The organism is Sphingomonas sp. CL5.1, from assembly GCF_013344685.1.
Taxonomy (GTDB): domain Bacteria; phylum Pseudomonadota; class Alphaproteobacteria; order Sphingomonadales; family Sphingomonadaceae; genus Sphingomonas.
The window spans coordinates 2,891,781-2,916,650 of the sequence record NZ_CP050137.1 but is presented as its reverse complement, the minus strand read 5'-3'; the positions used below and the strand labels follow the sequence as shown (position 1 = coordinate 2,916,650).

The 24,870-nt window shown below is 63.0% G+C and carries 22 protein-coding genes and 1 tRNA gene; 6 read left to right on the top strand and 17 right to left on the bottom strand.

Annotated features, from left to right (window positions below; genetic code table 11):
* The first annotated feature begins 3 nt into the window (after positions 1-3).
* The 3 genes from F9288_RS14085 to F9288_RS14075 all read left to right on the top strand — a co-directional run bounded on the left by F9288_RS14085 (position 4) and on the right by F9288_RS14075 (position 2,960).
* Positions 4-630 carry a uracil-DNA glycosylase family protein gene (locus tag F9288_RS14085; protein WP_174837367.1) on the top strand — a complete coding sequence of 209 codons (627 nt, stop codon included), beginning with the start codon at positions 4-6 and terminating at the stop codon, positions 628-630.
* Positions 631-720: 90 nt separating this feature from the next.
* A complete protein-coding gene (locus F9288_RS14080; RefSeq protein WP_174839095.1) occupies positions 721-2,784 on the top strand; it encodes a S9 family peptidase in 2,064 nt (687 codons plus the stop codon).
* Positions 2,785-2,885: 101 nt separating this feature from the next.
* Positions 2,886-2,960, top strand: a tRNA-Gln gene (locus tag F9288_RS14075).
* A gap of 263 nt (positions 2,961-3,223) precedes the next feature.
* Here the strand turns inward: F9288_RS14075 and F9288_RS14070 are convergent.
* From F9288_RS14070 to F9288_RS14025, 10 genes are all read right to left on the bottom strand, one after another.
* Positions 3,224-4,087: an alpha/beta fold hydrolase gene (locus F9288_RS14070; RefSeq protein ID WP_174837366.1), complete on the bottom strand. Its 864-nt coding sequence runs from the start codon at positions 4,085-4,087 to the stop codon at positions 3,224-3,226.
* A gap of 31 nt (positions 4,088-4,118) precedes the next feature.
* Complete coding sequence (locus F9288_RS14065) at positions 4,119-4,919, bottom strand: SDR family NAD(P)-dependent oxidoreductase (RefSeq protein WP_174837365.1); 801 nt, start codon at positions 4,917-4,919, stop codon at positions 4,119-4,121.
* Positions 4,920-4,927: 8 nt separating this feature from the next.
* Positions 4,928-5,683 (bottom strand): SDR family NAD(P)-dependent oxidoreductase, encoded by a 756-nt coding sequence (locus F9288_RS14060; RefSeq protein ID WP_174837364.1) that lies wholly within the window; start codon positions 5,681-5,683, stop codon positions 4,928-4,930.
* A gap of 22 nt (positions 5,684-5,705) precedes the next feature.
* A complete protein-coding gene (locus tag F9288_RS14055; RefSeq protein ID WP_174837363.1) occupies positions 5,706-6,242 on the bottom strand; it encodes a nuclear transport factor 2 family protein in 537 nt (178 codons plus the stop codon).
* A 50-nt stretch (positions 6,243-6,292) separates the two neighbouring features.
* Positions 6,293-7,081 carry an SDR family NAD(P)-dependent oxidoreductase gene (locus F9288_RS14050; protein WP_217482533.1) on the bottom strand — a complete coding sequence of 263 codons (789 nt, stop codon included), beginning with the start codon at positions 7,079-7,081 and terminating at the stop codon, positions 6,293-6,295.
* Between the two features lie 131 nt (positions 7,082-7,212).
* Positions 7,213-7,926, bottom strand: a complete 714-nt coding sequence (locus tag F9288_RS14045) for a carboxymuconolactone decarboxylase family protein (protein ID WP_174837361.1) — start codon at positions 7,924-7,926, stop codon at positions 7,213-7,215.
* Positions 7,913-9,004 (bottom strand): amidohydrolase, encoded by a 1,092-nt coding sequence (locus F9288_RS14040; RefSeq protein WP_174837360.1) that lies wholly within the window; start codon positions 9,002-9,004, stop codon positions 7,913-7,915. Before F9288_RS14040 ends, F9288_RS14045 begins: the two co-directional genes overlap by 14 nt.
* Positions 9,005-9,019: 15 nt before the next feature.
* Positions 9,020-10,618, bottom strand: a complete 1,599-nt coding sequence (locus F9288_RS14035; protein ID WP_254620889.1) for a class I adenylate-forming enzyme family protein — start codon at positions 10,616-10,618, stop codon at positions 9,020-9,022.
* Positions 10,548-11,117: a carboxymuconolactone decarboxylase family protein gene (locus F9288_RS14030; RefSeq protein WP_174837358.1), complete on the bottom strand. Its 570-nt coding sequence runs from the start codon at positions 11,115-11,117 to the stop codon at positions 10,548-10,550. The genes F9288_RS14035 and F9288_RS14030 overlap by 71 nt, the downstream gene beginning before the upstream one ends.
* A 15-nt stretch (positions 11,118-11,132) precedes the next feature.
* Positions 11,133-11,954 carry an SDR family NAD(P)-dependent oxidoreductase gene (locus F9288_RS14025; RefSeq protein WP_217482532.1) on the bottom strand — a complete coding sequence of 274 codons (822 nt, stop codon included), beginning with the start codon at positions 11,952-11,954 and terminating at the stop codon, positions 11,133-11,135.
* A 173-nt stretch (positions 11,955-12,127) separates the two neighbouring features.
* Here F9288_RS14025 and F9288_RS14020 point away from each other — a divergent pair, with 173 nt between their 5' ends.
* Entirely contained in the window at positions 12,128-13,036 is a 909-nt protein-coding gene (locus F9288_RS14020; protein WP_174837357.1) for a LysR family transcriptional regulator, read from the top strand.
* Between the two features lie 70 nt (positions 13,037-13,106).
* Here the strand turns inward: F9288_RS14020 and F9288_RS14015 are convergent, their stop codons facing one another.
* From F9288_RS14015 to F9288_RS14000, 4 genes are all read right to left on the bottom strand, one after another.
* On the bottom strand, positions 13,107-14,363 hold the full coding sequence (locus tag F9288_RS14015) for a thiolase family protein (protein ID WP_174837356.1): 1,257 nt from the start codon (positions 14,361-14,363) through the stop codon (positions 13,107-13,109).
* A gap of 69 nt (positions 14,364-14,432) precedes the next feature.
* Complete coding sequence (locus F9288_RS14010; RefSeq protein ID WP_174837355.1) at positions 14,433-16,190, bottom strand: NAD(P)/FAD-dependent oxidoreductase; 1,758 nt, start codon at positions 16,188-16,190, stop codon at positions 14,433-14,435.
* 139 nt (positions 16,191-16,329) lie between these two features.
* On the bottom strand, positions 16,330-17,187 hold the full coding sequence (locus tag F9288_RS14005) for a hypothetical protein (protein WP_174837354.1): 858 nt from the start codon (positions 17,185-17,187) through the stop codon (positions 16,330-16,332).
* A gap of 72 nt (positions 17,188-17,259) precedes the next feature.
* The gene (locus F9288_RS14000; protein WP_174837353.1) at positions 17,260-18,444 is read right to left on the bottom strand and encodes a CaiB/BaiF CoA-transferase family protein; all 1,185 of its coding nucleotides are present in this window, start codon (positions 18,442-18,444) and stop codon (positions 17,260-17,262) included.
* 131 nt (positions 18,445-18,575) lie between these two features.
* On the opposite strand from F9288_RS14000, the gene F9288_RS13995 reads away from it, so the two are divergent.
* Positions 18,576-19,964, top strand: a complete 1,389-nt coding sequence (locus tag F9288_RS13995; RefSeq protein ID WP_174837352.1) for an MmgE/PrpD family protein — start codon at positions 18,576-18,578, stop codon at positions 19,962-19,964.
* A gap of 17 nt (positions 19,965-19,981) precedes the next feature.
* Positions 19,982-21,157: a CaiB/BaiF CoA-transferase family protein gene (locus F9288_RS13990; protein WP_174837351.1), complete on the top strand. Its 1,176-nt coding sequence runs from the start codon at positions 19,982-19,984 to the stop codon at positions 21,155-21,157.
* An 8-nt stretch (positions 21,158-21,165) separates the two neighbouring features.
* On the opposite strand, the gene F9288_RS13985 is transcribed toward F9288_RS13990, so the two are convergent.
* From F9288_RS13985 to F9288_RS13975, 3 genes are all read right to left on the bottom strand, one after another.
* The gene (locus F9288_RS13985) at positions 21,166-22,782 is read right to left on the bottom strand and encodes an acyl-CoA dehydrogenase family protein (RefSeq protein ID WP_174837350.1); all 1,617 of its coding nucleotides are present in this window, start codon (positions 22,780-22,782) and stop codon (positions 21,166-21,168) included.
* A 38-nt stretch (positions 22,783-22,820) separates the two neighbouring features.
* A complete protein-coding gene (locus F9288_RS13980; RefSeq protein WP_174837349.1) occupies positions 22,821-23,615 on the bottom strand; it encodes an enoyl-CoA hydratase/isomerase family protein in 795 nt (264 codons plus the stop codon).
* A gap of 70 nt (positions 23,616-23,685) precedes the next feature.
* Complete coding sequence (locus F9288_RS13975; protein WP_174837348.1) at positions 23,686-24,858, bottom strand: acyl-CoA dehydrogenase family protein; 1,173 nt, start codon at positions 24,856-24,858, stop codon at positions 23,686-23,688.
* Positions 24,859-24,870 lie beyond the last annotated feature (12 nt).

The following is a 24,870-nucleotide window of genomic DNA, read 5'->3' as shown; positions in this document are numbered from 1 at the left end:
ACCATGCCGATCGCCTCCGATGACAGGCCGCTGGCCGATCTGCTCGACGAGATAGGCCGCTGCCGCCAGTGCGCCGCCCACCTGCCGCACGAACCGCGCCCGGTGGTGCAGGCTGGACGGAACGCGCGGCTGCGTATCGTCGGGCAGGCGCCAGGCCGCAAGGTGCATCAGAGCGGCATCCCGTGGGACGACGCCTCCGGCAATCGCCTGCGTGCGTGGATCGGCCTTACGCCGGCCGAATTCTACGATCCCGAAAAGGTCGCGATCATTCCGATGGGCTTCTGCTATCCCGGCAAAGCGGCCTCGGGCGACAACCCGCCCCGGCCGGAATGCGCGCCGCGCTGGCACGCCCGGCTCGCCTCGCTGCTGCCGGATATCGGGCTGACGCTGCTGATCGGTCAATATGCGCTGGCGAGCTATCTCGGCGGGGCGCGCAACGCGACGCTCGGCGATACCGTACAGGCATGGCACGAATATCTGCCGCGCGGCGTGCTGCCCCTCCCCCATCCCTCGCCTCGCAACCAGCCGTGGCTCGCGCGCAATCCGTGGTTCGAGGGGGAGATGCTGCCGGACCTGCAAGCCGCCGTCCGCGCGGCGCTGACCGATCGGTCCACTCACAGCCCGTCGTGAAAAACACGAGCAGAGCAGGCATATCGCCCTTGCCAGCGCCGATGCCGCGCAGCATCCCTCCTTCCATAATAACAAATTCGGGGAATCATGATGCGCCTTATCGCCGCCCTTCTTCTCGCCACGGCCGCCGTGCCGGCGCTGGCGGAGGTCCAGCCCAATGCCGCACCCGCCGAAGCGCCCACCCGCGCCTTCACCGGCGGCGACCTGTTCCAGCTTTCGATCGCCGCCGATCCGCGGATCAGCCCGGACGGCCGCACCATCGTCTATGTCCGTCGCTCCGGCGATGTGATGACCGACCGGATGCAATCCTCGCTGTGGCTGGTCGACGTCGCCACCGGGCGGCAGACACCGTTCGTGGCGAGCGGCTCCAGCCCGCGCTGGTCGCCTGACGGCACGCGTATCGCCTATGTCGCATCGGACGGGACCAATCCGCAACTGTTCGTCCGCTGGCTGGGCAGCGAGGCGGCGACGCGGGTGACGACGCTGCCGAACGATCCGAATGCGCTCGCCTGGTCGCCGGACGGCCGCCGCCTCGCCTATATCGCGACGGTCGCTGGGGAACCGACCACGCTCGGCAAGGCCCCCGCCAAGCCCGAAGGGGCGAAATGGGCCGAGCCGCTGGAGGTGATCGACCGCGTCAACTATCGCGCGGATGGCGGCGGCTATATCAAGCCGGGCAACGACCATGTCTTCGTCGTCTCGGCCGACGGCGGCGGCGCGCGCCAGCTCACCTTCGGCAAGTTCGACGACAGCGGCCCGCTTTCGTGGAGCCCGGACGGTCGCACCATCCTGTTCTCGGCGATCCGCACCCCTGATGCCGAACGGCAGGTGATGAACAGCGACGTCTATGCCGTCGATGCCGCGACCGGCGGGCTGCGCACGCTCACCACGCGCGACGGGCCGGACAATGCGCCGGTCTTCTCCCCCGATGGCGCGCGCATCGCGTGGCTCGGCTTCGACGACCACCACCGCAGCTATGAGAACACGCAGCTCTATGTCGGCGGCCACACGGCCGACGCGCCGCGCTCGCTGACTGCCTCGCTCGATCGCGCGATCGAGGATGCGGCGTGGAGCGCAGACGGCAAGAGCCTCTACGCCAGTTACGACGATCACGGGAAACGCAAGCTGGCGCGCGTGACGCTGGACGGCCATCTGACGCCGATCGCCGACAATATCACCGGCGGCGGGATCGACCGGCCTTATACCGGCGGCGATTTCTCCGTCTCGCGCGGCGGCGTGGTCGCCTATACCGGCGGCGATGCCAGCGCGCCCGCCGACATATGGGTATGGTCCGGCGGCAAGACGCGGCGGCTGACGGACCTCAACGCCAACCTGCTCGAGGCGAAAGCGCTCGCCCCCGTGCGCAAGATCGCCGTCACCGCGCCGGACGGTCGCGCGATCGACGCCTGGCTCGCCACCCCGCCCGGTCGCCAGCCGGGGCAGAAGGTGCCGCTGATCCTCGAAATCCATGGCGGGCCGAACAGCGCTTATGGCCCCGGCTTTTCCACCGACGTGCAGCTCTATGCCGCCGCCGGCTATGCCGTGCTGTGGACCAACCCGCGCGGATCGACCTCCTATGGCGCGGAATTCGCCAATTTGATCGACAAGAACTACCCCGGCCAGGACTATGACGACCTGATGGCGGCGGTCGACGCGGCGATCGCGGACGGCACGGCGGACCCGGACAATCTGTTCGTCACCGGCGGTTCCGGCGGCGGCGTGCTCACCGCGTGGATCGTCGGCAAGACCGATCGCTTCAAGGCGGCCGCGACGCAGAAGCCGGTCATCAACTGGACGAGCGAGGCGCTGACGATGGACAACACCGTCTTCACCTCGCGCTACTGGTTCGCCAAGAAGCCGTGGGAAGACCCGATGAGCTACTGGAACCGTTCGCCGCTGAGCCTCGTCGGCAACGTCAAGACGCCCACGCTGGTCGTGGTCGGCGGCGCGGATTACCGCACGCCCGTCAGCGAGAGCGAGCAATATTATGCCGCGCTCCAGATCCGCGGCGTGCCCACCGCGCTGGTGAAGGTGCCCGGCGCCAGCCACGGCGGCCTCGCCGCCCGCCCCTCGCAGAGCGCTGCCAAGGCTTCGGCGATCATCGCTTGGTTTGATCGCTATCGCACCGGGGCGGCCAAGGTCCTTGCCGAATGACATGACGACCGCCGGGCGCCGCGTCTGAACGCGGCACCCGGCGATTACGGCAATTGCGGTTCCGCCCGACGCGCGTTAAGGGGCGCCTCCGCCACGGATGCTGGGGCGTCGCCAAGCGGTAAGGCAACGGTTTTTGGTACCGTCATACGCAGGTTCGAATCCTGCCGCCCCAGCCAGCCGAGTCCTCTAGATTCGGTTCCAGTGCAAAACGTTACGGCAGATTCAGGCGCTACGTCAGCTAGACCCGGCTCGCCTCGGCCAGACTGGGCTGGACGGCTATTCCGCCATGATTTCCGCCATGATTTTATCCGCACGGGGAGCCGACCCGGAGTCGGTTGTGGCGAAGAAAATTGCATTGACGCCCGCGTCGATCGACGCGTTGCAGAAAGGATTGCTGGCCGATCTATTGATCCCCGGCCTGGCGTTCGAGGTGCTTTCTTCAAAACCGGTCTGGATTTTTCTTCGCCACCAATCTCGTCGTCTGTTCCAAAAAAGCGATCACCGCCGGAGCATATCTATCATTCGCCATACCAGACACCATATGGCCCGCACCCGCGACGATCTCGACCGAAAAGTCTGGGATCGAGGCTGCCATCTCAGCAATGGCCGCATCGCTTGCCATCTCGCTCGCTCCACCGCGGAGCAGACGCACGGGGACGGCTACACGTGATGCCACAGACATAAGTAGTTCGCCCCGCTCCTCGATCGAATCCGCCTGCCGAAGAAAGCGCGGGTCCCAATGCCAGCGCCAGCGACCGTCCTCGGCCATCCGCAGATTGCGGCGCAGTCCGGCGATCGACGGTGGGCGCGCCTGACCGGCGTTGTAGGCGGCAACCGCTTCCGCGGCCGCTTCGACCGTATCGAAGCCTTCTAGGTGAGCATCCAGGAACGTGCGCACACGCGCGGTTCCCTCTGCCGCTGGTCGCAGCACTATATCCACCAGCGCCAATGACATGGCAGACGAGATAATGCCGCTCCCCAGCGCGTAAAAGGCGGCTAGACCACCCAAAGACGCACCCACCAATGCGACCGGGCTATCGGCCCAACTAACGATAGCAGCGAGATCGCAAGCCAACGCGGGCAGGTGATAATCGCCGTCCGGCGCATAATCGCTTTCGCCATGCCCGCGCAGATCATAACGGATGACACGATAGCCGCGTTCGGCGAGAAACGCGGAAAGACGTCGCCATGCGTTGCGGGTCTGCCCCCCACCATGACCGAGGATTACGGTAACGTCCCCCTGCCCCTCAACGTCAGCGGCAATCGCAAGACCCGATGATGTCACGACGCGGATTTCGGTCATCAGCACTTCCTGATTTCGGCAGACTGCATGTTTAACTTCGCAAGGTCAGGCCGCCATCCACCACCAGCGAAACGCCGGTGATGAAACGGGCGTCGTCACTCGCCAGGAATACGGCGGCCTTCGCGAGGTCCCAGGCATCACCCATCCAGCCCATCGGAATGCGTTCGCTCTTCCGCTGCCATGCCTCCGCAATGGCATCTGCCTCGACACCATGATTGTTCATCGCGGAGAGAACCGCCATTGGCGTATCCATCAAGCCGGGCAGGATGGCATTGACGCGTATTTGATGCCGCGCGAATTCCGCTGCGGTCACGCGCGTCAGGTGGTTCATCGCAGCTTTGGAAGTATAATAAGATGCGTAGGGCGTTCCCAGAAAACGGATCGAGGAAATCGATGATACGTTCCCGATCGCGCCACCACCCCCCTCGATCATTTTTGGAATGGCGTGTTTCATCGCCAGATAGCAGCTTTTCAGGTTGATGTTGAAAACGCGGTCCCACTCTTCTTCGGGAAGATCGACCACCCCACCATTGACGACGATGCCGACATTGTTGTGGAGGATATCGATCCTGCCATAGGCGGACAGGCAGGCGTCAATCGCGCGCCGCACATCTTCGCCTTTTGCGGCATCGCCCACGATAGCAATGCTTTCGAAGCCTTCCGCGCGGATGAGCCGCGCGGTTTCGCCGGCGGCCTCGGCGCTGATGTCGAAGCATATAACACGCGCGCCCTCGCGCGCATATTGCACCGCAGCGGCCTTCCCATTGCTCCATCCGGCAGCAACGCTTCCGGCACCGATAACCAGCGCGGTCTTTCCATGCAATCGCTGCATCGCCGAGCTTACGCCGCGCGACCGGCGGTCACGCCGCCATCGACCATATAGACACCTCCAGTACAGAAGCTTGCCTCATCGCTGGCGAGGAACAGGATCATGCGCGCCACCTCCATCGTCGTGCCCTGTCGCCCCAGCGGAATGAGGCGGGTCTTGGTTTCCAACTGATTTGCGCTACCTGTGCCGCCGGTTTCCATCTCACGGACCATCGGTGTATCCACCGTCGCCGGATTTACGCTGTTGACGCGTATACCGCTCGCGGCTCCTTCCATCGCCGCGGCGCGCATCAAGCCGAGAACAGCGTGTTTGGAAGCCACATACGCCGACATATTTGGCACGGCGCGCACGGAACTGGCCGATGCGGTGACGACGACACTGCCTCCGCCGCGCGCCATCGCCTTCATCACATGCTTGAGGCACAGCCAGGTGCCGCGCACGTTTACCGCGACAACGCGATCGAAGGTTTCCGTCGGATATTCGACCAGTGGCCGCAGTTCTCCCGCTACGCCTGCATTGAGTACCGCCGCGTCGATCCGGCCGAACCGACGCAAGGTTATCTCCACCATGCGTGCCACCGATGCCTCTTCGGCAATATTTGCCTCACACCAATCGGCTGATGGGGAGAGTTCATCCGCCAACGCCTGCAGCGATTCCGCCAGCATATCGGCCAGCATGAGACGCGCCCCCTCCGCCGCAAGCAAACGGGCCGTTTCGGCGCCGATACCGCGCGCGGCGCCAGTGACGAGAACCACCTTGCCGGCCATCCGGGGTTTCGGCGCCCGCGCCTCAGCCACGGCCGAAAATCTCCACGCGCAGTTCGTTCACCCGGTCCGAGCCCTTCCGGTCGCTCCAGCGCTGCGGCCCGGTCTTTCGCCTGCCGCCACGCCCGATCGCACTGCTCATCGCCTCCATCACCACTGTCCGGTGGGCGACGCGCCACTGCCCATTGCGCCGTTCAAAACGATCGACATAGCGCCCCCACCCTTCCCGGACGATCGCATCATCCGGTGCGAGGTCGGATGCTTCCGCGCTTGTGGGCGCGCGGAGCCGATGGCTCACGAAACAAGTTTCGACCAGCGCCAGTTCGGGTCCCGCAAATTCGAACAGGCTCTGCCCAAGGAAGTGCATGGAATTGTCGACGCCGGCAAAACGCTCGTCCAGCCATCGGAGCAATCCATCGACGCCACCGCAATATTCGCCATGCGCGTCATAGGCGTCCGGATGGTAGCCCGAACGGACCATCTCCCAGTCGCCCCGGTCGACGCCGTGCGCATAGCGTACGATGGCGTCGCGAATTTCGTCCTTGTCGATCAGACGTTGCATGCTTTCCGCATACGGAAAAGCCATCGCGTTACCTCCTTTCCGAGCGACCGCTACCAGCCAATCCGCGAAAGCATTCCGCCGTCCACGGGCAAGGCGACACCAGTGATGAAGTCGGCCTCGTCCGACGCCAGGAACAGCGCGGCATTGGCGACGTCCCAGCCCGTCCCCATTCTGCCACGCAGCGGCACCTGCGCCGAGCGCTCGGCGACCAGTTCGGCGCGGGACTTGCCAAGCAACGCCACTCGCTGATCCACCGCCATCGGCGTGTCCATCATGCCCGGAAGGATCGAGTTGGCTCGCACACCATAAGCGGCGTTCTGCACCGCCAGTTGCTGCGTGAAGGCGGTGAGCCCCGCCTTGCTGATACGATAGGCGATATTCGGCCGCGTGGTCTCGATCGCCGAAACCGATGAGAGGCTGAGGAACACACCGGAGCGCTGCGCCCGCATTACCGGAATCGCATATTTCGCCGTCATGATCGCGCCGCGCAGGTTGATCGCGCCGATCCGGTCGAGGATATCGTCGGTGATCTCCTCCAGCGGACGGTCGCCGCCCGCGAATGCGACGCCGACATTGTAGAACACCACATCGATCCTGCCCCATTTCGCGACCGCGGCGGCGACCGCGGCTTCGAGGCTCGGCGTGACCGTAACATCGGCCTGTACGACGAACGAATCCCGGCGATCGACACCCGCCAGTTCAAGCGTTTCTTCCGCCGACATGATATCGCGATCAACCGCGAGGACATGCGCGCCTTCCTGCATGAAACGAAGCGCGGTTGCGCGCCCGGTGCCGACGGACTCGCCCGCCATCTGCCCGGCGCCGACGACGATCGCCACCCTATCTCTCAGCCGTCCCATAAGCTCCTCTGCCGTTCGCGCCCTGCCATATGCTTACAGGCATTCAGGTCCACCCGGACCGGCTGATCGAGCCAAGCACTTGTGCGCGGAATGAAAAGGCCGGCGGTCGATTACCGCGTGAGCCTCGGCGCCGAATTGATATAGGAAAGCAAGCCGACCACGCCGACGATCTTCAGCACGGCCGCCACCTCGCGGAATGTCAGACCCGCCTTGCGGGCATTCCGATAGTGGATATCCAATCCGGGTTCCGACATATGGTTAACGGACGCATCGATCGAAAGGAAGATCATTTCGCGCTCCTTGATCGAGAGTGATCCGCTTTTCGTCGCCGTCATCGAGAATTCGCCGGACGCAAGGAAATAATCGGGCATCGCCCGGGCCAGCACATCGCGTTCCTTGTTCCAGAAACCTCGTGTACGAATGAATTCCTCCTTTGTCGCAGCGGCGGAAGCCAGCGCGCGCGCATCAATACCGGCTGTGATTTCATCCGGCGGGAAATGCTCTTCCGCCAAAGGAACGGCCATGTAGAGAGCGTGATTGGCGATGCCCGCCACCGATATCAGCACGTCGACGATATCTTCCGGGGAGGCGCCGGCCGCCTCCGCGCGCTCTAACTGCGCATCAACCATCGGCTGATCGTAGCCTGCGGGCGAGGCGAAGATCGCCAGCAGCACGAGTTCACGCATCCGTTGCGTCAATGCGCCATCCGCGAGCGCCGTATTCCAGAAATCACGCGCGGCACCATGGAATTGAGGAAAGCGTCGCGCCATCCCGGCCGCCACCGCCGGATCGCCGAACCGGGTATCGAAGTCATTGACCGGCATTTGTGCTCACCCAGCGCTCCGCTCTGCGGCCTGTTTCGACGGCATCCAGTCGATAGAAACGCGCCGCACTGCGCCAACACAGATCGTCGCGCTCGTCCTGGCTCGCGCCGGCCGCGACGCGCTTTAACGCATTCCATCCCACGACGTGACCATAGCTTCCCTTGTCCACCGGGAAATTGCTTTCGAACATGCATCGGCCTGCGCCAAACAGCTCTATCGCCGTTTCCATCCATGGCTGCCAAGCCTCCGCCAGATCTCGCGACGATGCCGGCCGACTCCGCGCATCGAAGCCGAAGCCGCACATCCGCATGCCCAGCCCGCCGAGCTTGACCGACAGGTTCGAACAGTCGGCAAGCTCACGCATCCCGGCGAGCCAGCGCGCGAACACCTCGTCACCCTTGCCAAGATACGGGCCGATGCCCAGCACCCCGCCGCAATGATCGAGAACGATCGCTGTTTGAGGGAACGACCGCGCGAGGTCGGCAAGGCGCGGAAGCTGGTGGAAGAACAACCATGCGTCGAAGCTGAGACCGAGCGGCGCGAGATGGGCGAAACCGGCGCGGAACGCCGGCGTGTCAAGCATCTCCTCGCTGACCGTATATGCCGGGTTGAGCAGCGAGGTGTCGCGATCCCAGGCAGCCGTATGGCGGATGCCACGGAAACGCGCCGGCGCGGCAGCGACATGCGCCTCCAGCACCGGCTGCACGGCATCGCCCGACATCAGGTCCGCGCTGCCGATGATCCCGGCGCAGAAGCGCGTCGGGCCATAGCCGCTGCTCGCCGACATGGCGGCTACGCCATTGGCAAATTCCGTCTCGCCAACCGGCTTCATTTCCTCAGGCCCGCTTGCCCGATACATGGCGCGCGCCTGTACGAAAACGGTCGCGCGGAGATCATGGCCCGAAGCGATATCGTCCAGCATGTCGTGTAGCAAATAGCGCGCGCCGGGCCGGTCATAGAAATGGTGATGCGCATCGATGAGCGCCTGACCGGGGTCGATCACCTCCTCGGTATAGGATGCCAGCCAATCCGGCCGGACGGTCGCATGCTGCGGGTGGGATTTGCCTTCGTCCACCATTGCGCCTTTCCGCTGTTACCCAGCCGCCATCACCGCCGCCCGCGCCTCGCGCCGTAGCACTTTCCCCACCGGGCTGCGCGGCAATGAGCCGACGATGTGAAGCCGTTTGGGCGTCTTCACCGCGCCCAGCAGATCACGGCAATGATCGAGGATCGCCTGCGCGATCACGTCGGAACCGTCACGCAATTCCACCATAGCCTCCAGCCGCTCTCCCCAATGATCGTCAGGCAGACCGAACGCCACCGCTTCCGCCACCGCGGGATGGGACGCGATCGCTTCCTCGACATCGGACGGATAGACATTGAACCCGCCGGTAATGACGACATCGCGGATGCGCCCCTTCACGTAGAGGAAGCCCTGATTGTCGAACGCACCGAGGTCCCCGGTGTGCAGCCAGCCGTCTCGGATCGTTGCGGCGGTTTCTTCCGGCATGTCGAGATAGCCGTCCATCAACAGGTCGCCGCGCGCGCAGATTTCGCCGATATGGCCGGCCTCCGCCTGATTGCCGGCCTGATCGAGGATCGCGACCTCAACCAGCGGACCCGGGCGTCCGACCGAGGCGATACGGGCGCCCTGCATCTCATTCGACCGACCAGCGGCGAGCATCAACGGAGCTTCGGTCTGGCCATAGATCACCTCCATCACCGGGCCGAAAACCTCCCTCGCCTCCTCCAGCCGCGCGACTGCTGCGGCCGCCCCGCCCCAGATCAGATGGGTCAAGGAGGTAATGTCGCGAGGCGACGCCTTCTGTTCGTCGATCAGCTTGTAGAGCAGGGTTGGCGGCACCCACGTTACCGTGATCCGCTCACGCTCGATCAGGTCGAGCAAAGTTGTCGGGTTGGCGTCGGTGGACAGTACGATACAGCCACCCCGCGACAGGATCGGCAACAGGAATGCGCCAGCACCATGGGTCATCGGCGCGGCACACAGGAAACGGTCATGGGGCTGGAAGTCGAAGGCGAGGAGAACGCTCGCCACCAGATTGTTGATGCAGCGAAACGATTGCCGCACCCCTTTCGGCCTGCCGGAGGAGCCGCCGGTGAACTTGATCCCGTTGACGTCGTGGAGGCTCGCCGTCCAGATTGGCCGCTCGCCCTCTCCTTGCCTTTCGTGCGCGGCAAGCGAGCGCGGGTTGTCCGGCGGGCTGTCCGCAATCACCACCGGGACGCCCGGCGCGGACAATTTATCGAGATATCCTTGATGTACGATCACGATATCAGGCCGTGCGAAGGCGATCTGGCCGTCGAGTTCGACCGTCGCGTTGCGTCCATTGAGCGGCACCACCACCCCACCCGTCGCGTGGATCGCCATCACCGCGACCAGCATCTCGATATTGTTCGGGCCAAGGAGCGCCACGACGGGGCGCTCTTTCCCCGTAACCTTCTGCAAGGCCCGACCGAACGCATCAGCGCGCGCGACAAGCGTGCGAAAGGTGCATGTGCGCGCGCCGTCGATCACCGCCACCGCATCTTGGTACGCAAGCGCCGCGCGCCTCAGGAACTCGATTGGGAACACAGACGCTCCATTTGCTGCACACGACCGCTCAGGTCGCGGGGTAATCGGGATCCCCGAGTTCCCGCGCGGCCGATTCAGGCAAGCCCAGCTCGAACGCATTCAGGGTGAAAGACGCGATGCAATAATAACCGAGCAGCACGACCAGTTCGACGAGTCCGCGCTCGCCGAGCTGGGCAACCGCCCGCTCGTAAAGGGCAAGCGGCACGCGCGCGCTCGCCAACAGCGCGATCGCGACATCATAGACCAGCCGCTGCCGCTGATCGACAAATTCAGGGGTGCGACGGTCCGCTATCGCCGCAATCACCGCCGGTTCAATCCCGGCATCACGCGCATAGGCCGCGTGCGCGCGCCATTGGACGTGCGCACTCCAATGGCGCGCGCAGACGATGATCGCGAGTTCCAGTAACTCCGGCGGCAGGGTCGTTTCGTAGCGTAACAATTCCCCGAGCGCTTGCGTGCGGTTCGCCAGTTCGGGGTTGCGCAGCCACGCCACCATCGGCGCGGGTACCTTCCCGCGTTTCCCGGCGATCACGGCGTCGCACGCACGTTTCTGCTGCTGGGTAAGATCGTGATCCGCGGGCATCGCCAGTCGAGCCATATATCCGGATTCCTCCTAGCGCGCCGCTGTGACGCCGCCATCGACGACCAGTTGCGTGCCGGTGATGTAGCTGGACTCATCGCTCGCGAGGAACAACACTGCGTTCGCGACGTCCCAGGCATCTCCCATGCGCCCCATCGGCACGCTGGCGTTACGTTTAGCGACGAGCGCGGCGGCATCAGCCTCACCAAGCTGTATCATCAGCCGCGACTCGACCAGCGGCGTATGCATGATACCGACCACGACCGTATTCACACGCACGCCCTTCTTTACATAAGCGATGGCGGTCGCGCGGCTGAACGACATGATGCCGGCCTTCGCCGCCGCATAAGCGACATGGATCCGGCCCCCAACCTGCGAACTCATGTGCGCGATGCTCGATACGTTGACGATCGAGCCTCCCCTTCCCTCCTGCCCGAATTGGGATTCCATCACCGGAAGGACGTATTTACATGCGAGGAACGCGGTCTTGAGGTTCATGTCCATCTGCGCGTCCCAGACCTCCTCGGCCATGGAGACCGGATCGCCCGGCGCGCTGCCGCCGATGTTGTTGACCAGAATATCGATACGCCCGAAACGCTCGACGCATGCAGCGACGGCAGCCTCAACCTGCGCAGCGACCGTCATGTCCGCTCTGGTGGAAGCCCAGCCTTCCAGCCCCTCGTCCTGCATCGCGCGCGTGGTGCCGCCCAGTGCTTCCGCGCGCAAATCGGTTCCGAACACCTTCGCTCCCTGTCTGGCGAGCAGAACGGCGGTCGCGCGGCCGTTGCCCCAGCCGTCGCCATTCGATCCGGCGCCGGCCACGAATGCAACTTTCCCCGTCAAATCCAGCATCATCAGCCCAGCTTCGCCAATCTAGGGTGGAAACGGTATCAAGCGCGTCAGCAAGGGAAAATGACGTTTGGCGGGAAGGAGCATGTCGCAATATGCAAAGGCCTCCCCGCAACGCTCCTTGGCAATGGAACGAAGGCAAAGATAACAAAGTCGCGCAACCGAAAGTCTGAGGAACGATGGACGAGTTGAACAATATTCACGTCTTCATCCGCGTCGTCGAGGCGGGAAGTTTTTCCGCGGCCGGAAGGGATTTAAACAAATCAGCCAGTTCGATCGCGCGGCAGGTCGCCCAGCTCGAGGACGATCTGGAAGTGCGGCTGATCAACCGCAACACGCGCAACCAGTCGCTCACCGAGGCAGGTCGTCGCTATTACGAGCGCGTCAAGGCGCTTTCCCGTGAGTTGGAGCTGGCGAAATCCGAGACCCGTTCCGCGCATGAAGGCGTCGATGGGTTGTTGCGGGTCGCGCTGCGCACCTCCTCCGCGACAACGGTAGTCGTGCCCGCCCTGCCTGCCCTGCTGGAGAAATACCCGGCGCTGGAACTGGAAATCATCGTCAGCGACGAACGGCCCGATCCCGTCGTCAATCATATCGACGTGGCGATCTGGATCGGAGAACTGCCGGATTCTGAGCTGGTCGCGCGCCGCCTCAGCCCCAGCCGGCGCATCCTCTGCGCCTCACCAGCCTATCTTGAAAAGCACGGCACGCCGGAAAAGCCAGACGACCTGCTGCACCACAATTGCCTGTTGTTCAGAGCAAAATCTTATGGAAAATCATGGACCTTCACGCGTGACGGCGAAACCGCCACGATAGCGGCGCGCGGCAATATCGCCTCCGACAATGGCCTTGTCCTCGTGACAGCAGCCGATCACGGAATGGGTCTAATCGTTATGCCGGAATGGATGGTGCAGGATCTGCTGCAGGAAAAGCGGCTATGCCGGGTGATGCCAGATTATGAGGTTGGCCCGATACTCACTCCTGCACCGCTCTACGCCGTGTTTCCAGGTAGCCGCAGCCTTTCAAGACGCGTTCGCGTGTTCGTTGACTTTCTCGTTGAACTATTTGAGCGCAATATAACAAATTAGAGATGGTAAGTTTTAATTCTGAAATAATTCTGGATAGGTTTGAAGGATTTTGCGAAATATCGCCCGCTCATCAACTTGCCGCCGGGCCAAGAATATGAACTGCGGTCGCAGCCTCCTCGACGCCCCAGAAGCCGCCGCCATTTTCCACGATGCCGAAGCGAGCACCCTCGACCTGACCTCTCCCGGCCTCTCCTCGAAGCTGCATAACGATGTCATGAATCATGATAAGACCTGTGGCACCAATAGGATGCCCTTTGGAAACAAGCCCACCCGAGACGTTAACGGGAATCCGTCCACCGAGAGTGGTCTCGCCAGCCTGCGTAGCCGGCCCACCTTCTCCGCGAGCGCATAGACCAAGATTCTCGATTTGCAGGATTTCCGCAAAGGAAGTGGCGTCATGCACTTCGGCAACATTCATCTCGCTGGGTCCGACGCCGGCCCGTTCGTAAGCCTTGTATGCGGCCAATCTCCCGGCGTGCTGGTCATAATCGCCTGGCTCGCGGTCAGAACTTGACACGATCACAGAGGCAGCAATGTCGATTAATCGACCGGATCCAAGTTGTTTAGCGGCCTTTTCACTCACAAGCACAACAGCCGCGGCACCATCACCGATCGGTGCGCACATGGCGCGCGTCAATGGCCAAACGACGGGCGCATCCGCCAGGACATCGTCCACGGACATTGGCATATGATACTGCGCGTAAGGGTTGGTAAGTGCGTGGCTATGGTTCTTGGCGGAAGAGGCGGCGATCTGCTCTGGCGTCGTTCCAAATTGCGCCATATGCTGGCGGGCGATGCCAGCATATATATCCATGAAGAAGCTACGACCGGTTGCGTTGATATCTATGTCTGAGACTATATCGCTGGGGACGATAGATGCTCCAAGAGATGTGAGGCGTTCAAAAGTCTCCTCAACGAGATGGACGTCTGCTCCACCTCGGAAAGCATTAAACATAGCTTCCTTCTTTTCAGGGTAGAAGAGCTTATCAGCGCCCACGGCAATGACGATGTCATATTGGCCAGCGAGAATGCTGACCATCGCTTGATTGAAAGCGGTGCTACCGCCGGCGCAAGCATTCTCGACGTTCACGATCGCATTGGACTGCCAACCCATCGAACGAAGAGCGCATTGCCCACGAACCGAATTCTGGCCCTCCATCTGGCCTTGCCGGGAGTTGGCAAACCATGCGGCCTCGACAGCCTTTAGTTCGAGGCCGGCATCCGCAAGTGCGGCAAGGACGGCCTTTTGCACCAGATCCGTGACTGAAAGTGTAGGGAATTTACCCAGCTTGGTCATCCCGACGCCAGCGATATAGACTCGGCTCACAAACACCCTCCGTGGAGACAAGCACCATCCGCTGAAAATCATTCCTGCTCAGCGGCGCGTCCTCACGTGCTAGGTAACCAGCCCCAGCTCCCGCGCTTTGAGCTGTAGCGCCAGATAATGGCTGTAAACGCGATTCTGCGACAGACCGCCGCCAACGAACCACAAACCCGGCTGGGGTGTAGGAACGAACATATTGCGCAACTCGCCATTGTCGCCGATGCCCCAGGTCGGGCCAGCCCGATCGGCGATCCCGTCGCCCAGCAATTGCCGGACAACCTCGTCCTGCGTGTAATAGCCAGTGGCGGTGACAAGCAGGTCGGCACGTTCGACGCGACCATCCTTCATCAGCAGACCGTCCGCAACGAAGCGGTCGGCATCGTCCCATTGGATCAGGCCGATCTCGCCGCTCACGATCAGGTCGGAACATCCGCAGTTCAGATAGTAGCCGCCATGGCTGGTGCGCAGCTTCATCTGATAGCCTGCGTCGTCCGGCCCGAAATCGAGCTTGAAGCCGCGCGCCGCCAGCCCGTCCAGCAAAGCCTGATCGTGCGCCTTCATGCGCTGCGTGGCGAGTTGGAACCCCTTGCGCACCATGCTGAACGTCGCGACCACACTGATTAGATCGGCGTCCTCCAGCGGCAACTTCTCCTCGAGATAGAGCGCATCGCTGAAACAGGCCGCCTCGACACTGGCGATAGTGGTAGGGCCGCGTTGGATCAGCGACACATCGGCGCCCGCTCCGTGGAGATCCTGCGCACAGTCATGTCCGCTGGTGCCGGTGCCCAGCACCAGGGCGCGCTTGCCTTTATACGCGGCGCCCGATGAATAATCTTCGGTATGCAGGATATCGCCGCGGAAATCGTCCAGTCCCGGCACGTTCGGCCTCTTCTTGCCGCCCAGGAAGCCGTTCGCGAAAACGAGATGCGCCGGATGCAGCATGCGCTCGCTGCCATCCTGCCGCCGCACGCGCAGGTTCCATATTCCGCTTGCCGCGTCATGTTCGCCGCCGACGAAGGTTGTACCGGTCCAGACGTTACATTCCATCGCGCCGGCGTAGAATTCTATGAAATTCGCCAGCATGTCCTTCGAGAGATATTTCGGCCAGTTCGGGGGAAACGGGATGTGAGGGAAGTGGTTCTTACCCACCTGGTTGTGCAGCGCCAGTGAATGATAACGGTTGCGCCACTGGTCACCGATGCGCGGTGTGCGTTCGATCACCAGCGCGTCCACGCCTAGCAGGCGAAGTCGCGCCGCCAAGGTTATACCGAACTGACTGCCGCCGACGATCACGACATAGGGTTCGCGGTCGTCATAAGCCTGCTCGCGCAGGCGAAGATCCGACCAGTTGGCGCCGCCGAAATTGCGCGAATAGGCAGCGCCAGTCGGGCGGCGATCCTCCACGGGAACTTCATATCCCTTCAGGTCGGTGAGCGAGGTCGCCAATGCAGATGCTTGCCCAGGCCGGTCGGTCGGCAGTCGTAGCACGCCGTGGCACAACCCCTGCTCGGTTTCGAATTCGAAGATCGCCTCAATCACCCGCGCGCCCAACCGGGTTACGCGCCGGGGTGGCGTGCGCCCCGGGGCGATTCGGAACCAGCGTGCCCTGACGATCTCCTGCGTCCGCAGCAGATCATCGACGATTGCACCGCGACCTTCATGCGGCGTGATATTCCATGTAAAGGCCAGCATGTCGCGCCAGCAGCTTTCCTCAACAAAAAGCTTCAGGAGCGCGCTTCGCTCGCTGGCTGCAAGTGCTTGTTCAAATGCTTCCAGCCAGCACGCGACGGACGCGGCGAAGAACTGATTTTCCGATTGCAGCGAATTCATGCCGCCCCGCTTCCGAAAACGGACGCCGCCCGCCTGCCGGGGAAGTCCTTTGCCGAAGCAATCTAGAAAGGGCTACCGGATAACGGAACGATCGGTTTCGGGAAGGACCATCGCTTTTCATGCAAAGATCGCCTGATGTTCAATGATATTGCCGACTGCCCAGCAGATGGCATGTCCCGGCGAAGGTGCCCAGATACCAGGTAAGTAACGCACGGAAGCCGCCAAGATTGAAGCGACGGTAAAATCGCTTCTTGTAGGTCACCGCAGTCTCGAATGCGATCGACAGGTCGATCGACGCCCCTTCGCACGTCATTCCGTAAAGCATACGGGCTATCACTTGTGCTTCCCGACGGGGTATATTATGCCCGGAAAGCGCCAGGCAGTTTTCGATCAACTCCAGTGACGACAGCGACAACGAGAATATGTGCCGCTCATTTAGCAGGTTATAATTACGCGCGAGAAGAGGAAATGCGATCTCACCAATTAGACCGATGCGCGCGCGCTCCTCGCCCGTAAATGCGCCTCGCGCCCGCGTTCGAACAACGCTAAGTCCGAGATGACCGCCCACTCCCTTGCCATAAGCGACAATGCGTTCGCCTATGGCAAGCTCATCGTAAAATTCTTTCAATTCACGCGTTTCCGGCCGATGGATATCGAGAGCCGTCAGAATCGGCGCATCCTCGTCCCATTGTTTCCCGATCGCGATAGTCGGATCGAAATCCCACATCTGCCGCCGGAAATACGCTGCGCTCTGTTCCTGTGCGCGACAACTTCCGTCCTCCGACATCGAGTTTATCATACGAACCTGTCCCGCCGGGAAATGGCAGATATGAATATATTCCGAATGGAACATATCCATCAATTGCCGTGCCAGCTCGTTCTCGAAATCACGGGTTCCCAATGCATCGATCAGCGACCCAAGACCCAATGCTGATGGAGACTGCACCGGAAAGGAGCGACGGTGGCCAAGAAGCGATTCTACATTTTCCAGATACATTGACGGCCTCCATATCGATTACATTCGTTGCGAATAGCGATGGCCCTCTCCGCAGGAACAGGCGTGCGACAATTACTTCTCGTTCTGGGCGATGCCAATAATCCCCTGCTCCGTAAGCTTCGCGAACCGCTTCGGATCAATGAACTCTGCGAACACGTCACACGTGTTCTCGCCAATTTCGGGAACGTGTGGTGTCCGGCGCGGACGTTCGCCATTAAGACGCCACGGCGGATCGACCAGCCGATGCTTCGCCGCGTTTCCGCCCAATATACCGAGCCAACGCATCTGCGGGTGATCCGCGATTTCGCGCATCGTCAGCGCCGGCGCGAATGGCACGTCCGCCTTGGCCAGCCGACGCTCGCACTCGTCGCGCGGCATTCGGGCGACCGCCTCCTCCACGATCGCCTTTATCTCTGCGAACCGCTCCGGTTCTGCACGCAATTGATAGGTAGAAAAGCGGGCATCATCAGCCAATTCTGGCCGCCCGATCGCTTCCATCAACCCGCGCCAGAATTTCTGGGAGGAAGAAAGATGCACCACAAGATAGTCGCCCGTAGCGGTTCTGAGGCAAAAATTCTGCGCCTGTGGATGACGGGTTTCGCGGACCGGATCGATATTCGCATGCAGCGCCTGCGTCATAGCGTCGATCGTCAACAGCGACATGGCCTCGAACATCGAAGTCTCGATATGCATTCCCGCGCCCTGCTTCTGTCCGCGCCCGACGAGCGCGGCCAGAATGGCGAGCGTCGACCCGATCGCCGTCACGAGATCGGCGATGCAGGTGCCGGTAAGCCGAACTTTGCCGGCATCGTTCATGATCGTGTAGAAGCCGCCCAAAGCCTGACCAATACTATCGTAAGCGGGGCGATCGGCCCACGGGCCGCCCGATCCGAACCCGGATATGGAGGTATAGATCAGAGAAGGATTGAGCGCACGGCACGCATCGGGGTCTAGACCCAGCGCCGCGAGTTTGCCGGGGCGCATATTTTCGATCAGCACGTCGAAGCGCGGCACCATCGCGCGCGCCACCTCCATTCCTTCGGCCGCCTTCAGATCGACGACGACACTTTTCTTGCCGGCATTATATTGCGCGAAGAACGGGCTTTCCGTTCCACGGCCGATGCGGAAGGCATCTCCCTGAGGTGGCTCGATTTTTACGACCTCGGCACCAAGCGCCGCGAGCAACGACCCAGCGTAAGGACCGGATACATAAGCCGCGATTTCAAGCACCCGGATGCCGGCCAATGGGCGCGCCATTCGTTTCCTCTCCTAGGCGCACAACGACTGCGCCGCTCCTTGATCGCGAAATAATCGATAATGTATAATCTTGTCAAGAAATCCGCAGCGGCCTAATCACACCGCCGGAGCGGCGAATGGAGAGGCACGGAATGAGCAGCGCAGACAGGACGATCGAGCGCGCGGCGGCTGAATTCGTCGTCGGTTTCAACTCCGGCCACCTCGACGAGCGGACTCGCGCCGGCGTCAGGGCGCTTCTGGTCGACCAGCTCGCGATCCAGATCGGCGCATCCCGACTTCCTTGGTCGAGACAGGCTCGTGCGTTCCGCGATCCCCGCCCCGGGACGGCGACCATCGCTGGCGAAGCCTTTCGCGCCCGCGCCGCCGACGCCGCGTTCATCAACGCCACCTATGGCCACGGCTTCGAATATGACGACTTCAACGGCAACGCGCATCCCGGCTGCTGTGTCGTCCCGGTCGCGCTGGCGGTCAGCGAGGAGACGGGCGCGACGCTTGAGGAGATGGTGGTCGCGTTGGTCGCGGGCTATGAGATATACGTCCGGATCGGTTATCTCTGTTCCCCTGCATTGCTCAATCGTGGCTGGCAGCCGCATTCTGTGCTCGCCAATTTCGGCGCGGCGGCGGTGGCGGCGAAATTGCGTCGGCTGGATGCAGAGCAGACCAGCCATGCTTTGGCCATCGCGCTGAGCCACGCCGGCGGCACAACCGAATATGCCTCCACCGGCGGCTCGATCAAGCGCATCCATGCCGGCATCGCGGTGCGCAACGGGGTCGAGGCGGTCGATATGGCGCTCGCCGGCATCACCGGGCCGCGCGGCTGGTTGTCGGGCGATCGAGGTTTCTACCGCATGTTCGCAGATCAGGACACCGGCGAAGAAGCGGCGGAGACGTTTTCGTTCGACCAGGCGCTTCAGTTCGACGCGGCCCGCTTCAAGGCATATTGTTGCTGCGCCGCAACGCACGGCTACATCCAGTTGATGGAGCAGGTTTTTGCACGCTGCGGAAAAATCGAGCGGGTCGATGCCCGCATCCAGACGATGACCGACGCGATCGTGGGGACGCGCAACGCCCACATATACGGGCCGCGAAACATCGAGGAACTGCAATATTCGCTTCCCGCGCAAATGGCGCTCGCCGCGCTCGGCAAGGGCAACGGTTATCGCGCCCATCGCGCCTTTCTCGATGGGAATCTCGATCTCGGCGCGGATTCGGAAGTCATCGCGCTGGCACGGAAGATCCGGCTGGAGGTCTCCCATGAGTTGGTCGAGCGTTATCCGCGCACTTTCGCCGCTGATGTAACGGTGCATTATGACGATGGATCCAGCCAAACGCTGTTCACGGACCGGATCAAGGGCACACCCGCGAATCCTTTCACACCGGAAGAGGCGCGCGCCAAGTTCGATGAATTGACGATCGAGGTGATCGGCGCGGGGCAATCCTCGGCGTTGTTCGATGCGATCCAGGCTCTCAGACAGGATGCGCCGGTCAGCGCATTGACGCGGCACCTGGCATTCGGCTGACAGAAAGGAAGAATGCGATGGCCATCCTCGACGGCATCCGCGTCCTCGATTTCGGGCGCTATATCGCGGGACCGCTGTGCGGCACCTTCCTTGCGGACCTCGGCGCGGAAGTGATCCGCGTGGAAAAGCCCGACGGTGCCGACGATCGCTATATCATGCCGGTGACAGAACGAGATGAAGGCGCGCTCTATCTCCATTCCAATCGCGGCAAGAAGTCGCTGACGCTGGATACGGCCCGACCGGAAGGACGACGCGCGGCGGAGCGGCTGATCGCTACTGCCGATGTGGTGATCGCCAATCTTTCGCCCCGCGCGCTCAAGCATTTCGGGCTGGATTACGAAACCGTCCGCGGCATCCGCGAGGACATCATCCTCACGACCGTCAACGCGTTCGGATCGGAGGGGCCGATGCGCGAGGCTGTTGGCTTCGATGGGGTAGGGCAAGCCGTTAGCGGAGCGGTTCACCTGACCGGAGAGCTTGGACGACCCTACCGATCCGCCACCGCCTATGTCGATTTCTCCACCGCGCTTTCTTCCGCCTTCGGCACGCTTGGGGCGATTGTCGAACGGATGAGGAGCGGCAGAGGCAGTCATGTCGAAACTTCGCTCGTGGGCACCGCGCTCAACGTAATGGCGCCGATCCTTATCGAGCACGCCTCCGGCCGGCACAACCGTGTTCCAACCGGCAATCGGGCGCCGATCGCCGGGCCGTCCGACATTTTCCATGCGAAGGACGGCTGGTTCATCATGCAGGTGCAGGGGCCAAAGATGTTCCGCCGCTGGGCCGAACTGGTCCAGCGCCCGGATCTGATCGACGATCCGCGCTTCGCCACCGATCCGCTGCGCGGTCGCAACGGCGCGGTGCTGAGCGCTGTGATGACCGAATGGGCTGCCGAACGCACGGTCGGCGAGGCGATCGCGATACTGGAAGGCGCCGGTCTCGCCGCCAGCCCGGTACTAACCCCGGATCAGGTAATGGGCGGGGCATTGGAGTTGGTCGAAGGCTTTACCCGGCCTACCGTTTATCCGGGCGCGGCGGGCCTGCGTCTGTTCCGCCCGCCCTTCCAACTAAGCAGTATGGAAAGCGAGATGAACCCACCACCGACGCTCGGTGCTCACACGCGAGAAATATTGGCGGACGCGGGATTCACGTCCGCGGAGATGGACGAATTGGCGCGTATCCGCGTGATCTGACGGTGCGTTCAGGCGTTCCCCGTCAGCGCCTGCTCCAGCAGGCCGCGTCCGATCACCTTGAGCGCCAGTGTCTCCTCCGCGCCCTCGAAGATCGACAGCACGCGCGCGTCGATCCAGTAGCGGCTCACCGCGCTTTCCTCGGCATAGCCCATGCCGCCGTGGATCTGGAGTGCCTCGCGCGTCACCATCTCGGCCGAGCGGCAGGCGATCAGCTTGGCGAGGCTCGCCTCCATCCGCCCGCCGCCTTCGTCCAGCGCGCGGCCCACGGCATAGGCCAGCCCGCGACAGGCGGCGAAGCGCGCCGCCATCTGCGCGATCTTCACCTGCGTGAGCTGGTAATCGCCGAGCGGCGCGCCAAACACCTTGCGGTCCCCGGCATAGGCGATCGCGGCCTTCAGCGCCGCGCGCATCACGCCCAGCGCCCGGCCCGCCGTCTGGATGCGCCCGCCGGTCATCCCGGCCATCGTCAGGTAGAAGCCGCGTCCCAGCCCCGCTTCGCCGCCGACGACATTGGCGTCCGGCACGAAGAAATCCTCGAACGCCAGATCGAACGAATGCATCCCGCGATAGCCAACGGTCGGGATCGCCCGCCCGCGCAGCGTGCCGCCACCCGGCTGGGCGAAGGTGAACTCATGCCCCTCGAACGAGGGCTTCTCGACCAGCAGCAGGCTGAGACCACGATGGCCGAGCGAGCGATCGGGATCGGTGCGGGTGACGACCATCAGCAGCCCCGCCTTGCCGGCGAAGGTGCACCACGTCTTGGCGCCGTTGACCAGCCAGCCGCCTTCCGTCCGCGTGCCGCGCAGCGTCAGCCCGGCGACGTCGGAGCCGTGATCCGGCTCGGTGATCGCGATCGCGCACAAGGGATCGCCCACCGCGATGCGCGGCAGCCAATGCGCCTTCTGCCCCTCGGTGCCGCCGGCCATCAGCGCGCGGGTGAGGATCTCCGGCCGGGTGATGAGACTCCCCGCCGCCGCCAGCGAGGCTTCGGACAGTGCCTCGGTCACCGCGATCATCATCGGGGTATTCTCGCCCGCGTCCGGCGCGGAGCCGCCGAAGCGCTCGGGGATCGACAGGCCGAACACCCCCATCTCGCGCATCGGCTCCAGCAACGTCTCCGGCACGGTGAGGTCGCGGCGGTGGATTTCCTCCGCCAGCGGCGCGACCACATCGGCGGCGAAGCGGCGGAAGGCGTCGCGCGCGATCAAACTATGCTCGTCGAGCGGCACGTCGCCCAGTTCGCCGGCCGCCTCCGACACCGCGCGGCCCAGCGCGGCGAGCGCCTCCGCCCCGCCCGCCTCGCGGCGCAGCGCCCGCACCGGCGCGGCGAGCGCGTCTAACGGCTCGGGCGACAGACCCGTCGCGAGATAGATGCCCTCCAGCCGCGTCAGCACCGCCGGCGCCACCTCGGCGGCGAAGGCGCGGCCGAGCGACGCATCGAGCGTGGAGCGTCCCTCCGCCATCGCCTCGCGCGCGGCGAGCAGGTCGGCATAGCTCAGCGCGAGATCGTAGGTGACCGCCTGATGCGCATCGAGCGCCGCTGCGTCGAGCCGCCCCTCCCGCGCGCAAGCCTCCGCAACCCCGCGAACCACCCGCGCCAGCGCCGCGTCAAGCGCGGCGATCATCGCTGCAGCCACGCTTGCGGCATCGCCAATCATGCGTGTCACACGAAACGCGGCGGACGCTTTTCACGATGCGAAGCCACGCCCTCCGCCACTTCCGGGCCGCCGAAACCTAGGAACTCATACCCCAGCGACGCTTCGAAGATCGAGATGTTCTGGCGGAACCAGTTATTGAGCGAATGCTTGGTCAGCCGCTGCGCTTCCTGCGCGCCATTGGCCAGTTTTCGGGCCACGCCGCGCGCCGTTTCCAATAACTTGTCGTCATCCGCGCACAGCGACACGATGCCGATACGCTCCGCTTCCTCCCCGCTCATACGGTCACAGGTCAGGAGATAATATTTTGCCTTCGACATGCCGCAGAGCAGCGGCCATACCATTGCGGCGTGATCCCCGGCCGTGACGCCCAGCCGGGTATGACCATCGAGGATGACCGCCGATCGCGCGGCGACCTGGATGTCCGAAAGGATTGCCACGATCAGCCCCGCGCCGACCGCCGGGCCATGGATCGCCGAAATCACCGGCTTGGAGAAGTTGATAAGATTATAGACGAGGTCTCGCGTTTCCCGCAGCACGCGCATGCGCACGGCATGGTCGGCGATCTGATCGTCGATCAGATCGAAACTACCGCCGGCGGAAAACGCGCGTCCCTCGCCACGCACCAGCACCACGCGCGCCTCGTCATCCTCCTCGATGACGGACCAGACTTTCGGCAACTGGGCGTGGATGTCGGCATCCACCGCGTTCAGATTAGGGCCGTCGAAAATCATTTCCAGAATGCCTGGTTCCGGTCGCTCGAAACGCATCCTGAAACCCGCATATCGCGCAATATCCGTCATCGTTCTTTCTCGCTCCACATCGCCGCGCGTGCTGGCGCGCGGCCAATAGAATTCACCGCCTCATCCGCGCTCAATAGGATTTGGGCAGATCGAGTATCTTGTCGGAAATGAAGTTCAGGACCATCTCCTGGCTCACTGGTGCAATCTTGAGCAGGCGGGTTTCGCGCCAATAGCGCTCGATGTGATATTCCTTGGCATAACAATAGCCGCCGTGGACCTGCATTGCGCGATCGCATGCCTGGAAGGCGGCTTCGGTAGCGAGGAACTTCGCCGCATTCGCCTCCGCGCCGCACGGCTGGCCGGCATCGAACAATTGCGCTGCGCGCATCGCCATCATCTCGGCGGAAGCGAGCCTGATCCAGCTATCCGCGAGCGGATGGGCCACCGCCTGATTCTTGCCGATCGGGCGATCGAACACCACGCGATCATTGGCATAGCGCACCGCCTTGTCGAGCGCCGCCCGACCTGTGCCAGTCTGCGCGAACGACACCGCGATCCGCTCGGGGTTCAAGCCGTGAAGCAGGCATTTGAAGCCTTGCCCAACCTCGCCCACCAGGTCCTCGTCGCCAGCCTCCAGATTCTCGATCAACAGCTCGTTGGAATCGATGCAGTTGCGGGCCAGCTTGTCGATCGGCGTGATGCCCACCCGGATGCGATCGAGTTCACAGAAGAACAGGGTCATGCCGTCGTAAGGGCGCCTGTCGTCGCGCGGGCTGGTCCGGGTGAGGATCAGGATCCGGTCGGCATTCTGCGCATTGGATATCCACACCTTTCGCCCGTTGATAAGCCAGCGGCCGCCTTCCTTCTTCGCGAAAGTCTTGATACGCGAGGTGTCGACGCCGCAATCCGGCTCGGTCACGGCGAAGCACATCTTCATCTCGCCCCTGGCCAGCAGCGGCAGGTATCTGCGTTTCATCTCCTCGGAGCCGTGCTGGATGATCGGCCCCGGCGGGAATACGTAATAATGGAATGCGGAAGCACCGCTGGCACCGCCGCCGGAATGACCGATCTCGTGCAGGATGATCCCCGCCTCGGTGAGGCCGAGACCCATGCCGCCATATTCCTCCGGCATGGTGACGCCCAGCCAGCCATCGTCGGCGAAGGCCCTCACGAAATCGACCGGATAGCGATGGTGGGTGTCGTGATCGAGCCAGTAATTGTCGTCAAAACGATCCGCCAGTCGCCTCGCGCTGGTGCGGATAAGTTCCTGTTCGGGCGTCAACGTAACGGTTCTCTGGAACATTTGTCCTCTCCG

What these genes read in the sequence shown, in the direction of transcription:
- F9288_RS14085 (WP_174837367.1), top strand. Translation starts at nt 4, where the DNA reads ATGCCGATCGCCTCCGATGACAGGCCGCTGGCCGATCTGCTCGACGAG.
- F9288_RS14080 (WP_174839095.1), top strand. Translation starts at nt 721, where the DNA reads ATGCGCCTTATCGCCGCCCTTCTTCTCGCCACGGCCGCCGTGCCGGCG.
- F9288_RS14070 (WP_174837366.1), bottom strand. Translation starts at nt 4,087, where the DNA reads ATGACCGAAATCCGCGTCGTGACATCATCGGGTCTTGCGATTGCCGCT.
- F9288_RS14065 (WP_174837365.1), bottom strand. Translation starts at nt 4,919, where the DNA reads ATGCAGCGATTGCATGGAAAGACCGCGCTGGTTATCGGTGCCGGAAGC.
- F9288_RS14060 (WP_174837364.1), bottom strand. Translation starts at nt 5,683, where the DNA reads ATGGCCGGCAAGGTGGTTCTCGTCACTGGCGCCGCGCGCGGTATCGGC.
- F9288_RS14055 (WP_174837363.1), bottom strand. Translation starts at nt 6,242, where the DNA reads ATGCAACGTCTGATCGACAAGGACGAAATTCGCGACGCCATCGTACGC.
- F9288_RS14045 (WP_174837361.1), bottom strand. Translation starts at nt 7,926, where the DNA reads ATGCCGGTCAATGACTTCGATACCCGGTTCGGCGATCCGGCGGTGGCG.
- F9288_RS14040 (WP_174837360.1), bottom strand. Translation starts at nt 9,004, where the DNA reads ATGGTGGACGAAGGCAAATCCCACCCGCAGCATGCGACCGTCCGGCCG.
- F9288_RS14035 (WP_254620889.1), bottom strand. Translation starts at nt 10,618, where the DNA reads ATGCGTTCGAGCTGGGCTTGCCTGAATCGGCCGCGCGGGAACTCGGGG.
- F9288_RS14030 (WP_174837358.1), bottom strand. Translation starts at nt 11,117, where the DNA reads ATGGCTCGACTGGCGATGCCCGCGGATCACGATCTTACCCAGCAGCAG.
- F9288_RS14025 (WP_217482532.1), bottom strand. Translation starts at nt 11,954, where the DNA reads ATGATGCTGGATTTGACGGGGAAAGTTGCATTCGTGGCCGGCGCCGGA.
- F9288_RS14020 (WP_174837357.1), top strand. Translation starts at nt 12,128, where the DNA reads ATGGACGAGTTGAACAATATTCACGTCTTCATCCGCGTCGTCGAGGCG.
- F9288_RS14010 (WP_174837355.1), bottom strand. Translation starts at nt 16,190, where the DNA reads ATGAATTCGCTGCAATCGGAAAATCAGTTCTTCGCCGCGTCCGTCGCG.
- F9288_RS14005 (WP_174837354.1), bottom strand. Translation starts at nt 17,187, where the DNA reads ATGTATCTGGAAAATGTAGAATCGCTTCTTGGCCACCGTCGCTCCTTT.
- F9288_RS14000 (WP_174837353.1), bottom strand. Translation starts at nt 18,444, where the DNA reads ATGGCGCGCCCATTGGCCGGCATCCGGGTGCTTGAAATCGCGGCTTAT.
- F9288_RS13995 (WP_174837352.1), top strand. Translation starts at nt 18,576, where the DNA reads ATGAGCAGCGCAGACAGGACGATCGAGCGCGCGGCGGCTGAATTCGTC.
- F9288_RS13990 (WP_174837351.1), top strand. Translation starts at nt 19,982, where the DNA reads ATGGCCATCCTCGACGGCATCCGCGTCCTCGATTTCGGGCGCTATATC.
- F9288_RS13985 (WP_174837350.1), bottom strand. Translation starts at nt 22,782, where the DNA reads ATGATCGCCGCGCTTGACGCGGCGCTGGCGCGGGTGGTTCGCGGGGTT.
- F9288_RS13980 (WP_174837349.1), bottom strand. Translation starts at nt 23,615, where the DNA reads ATGACGGATATTGCGCGATATGCGGGTTTCAGGATGCGTTTCGAGCGA.
- F9288_RS13975 (WP_174837348.1), bottom strand. Translation starts at nt 24,858, where the DNA reads ATGTTCCAGAGAACCGTTACGTTGACGCCCGAACAGGAACTTATCCGC.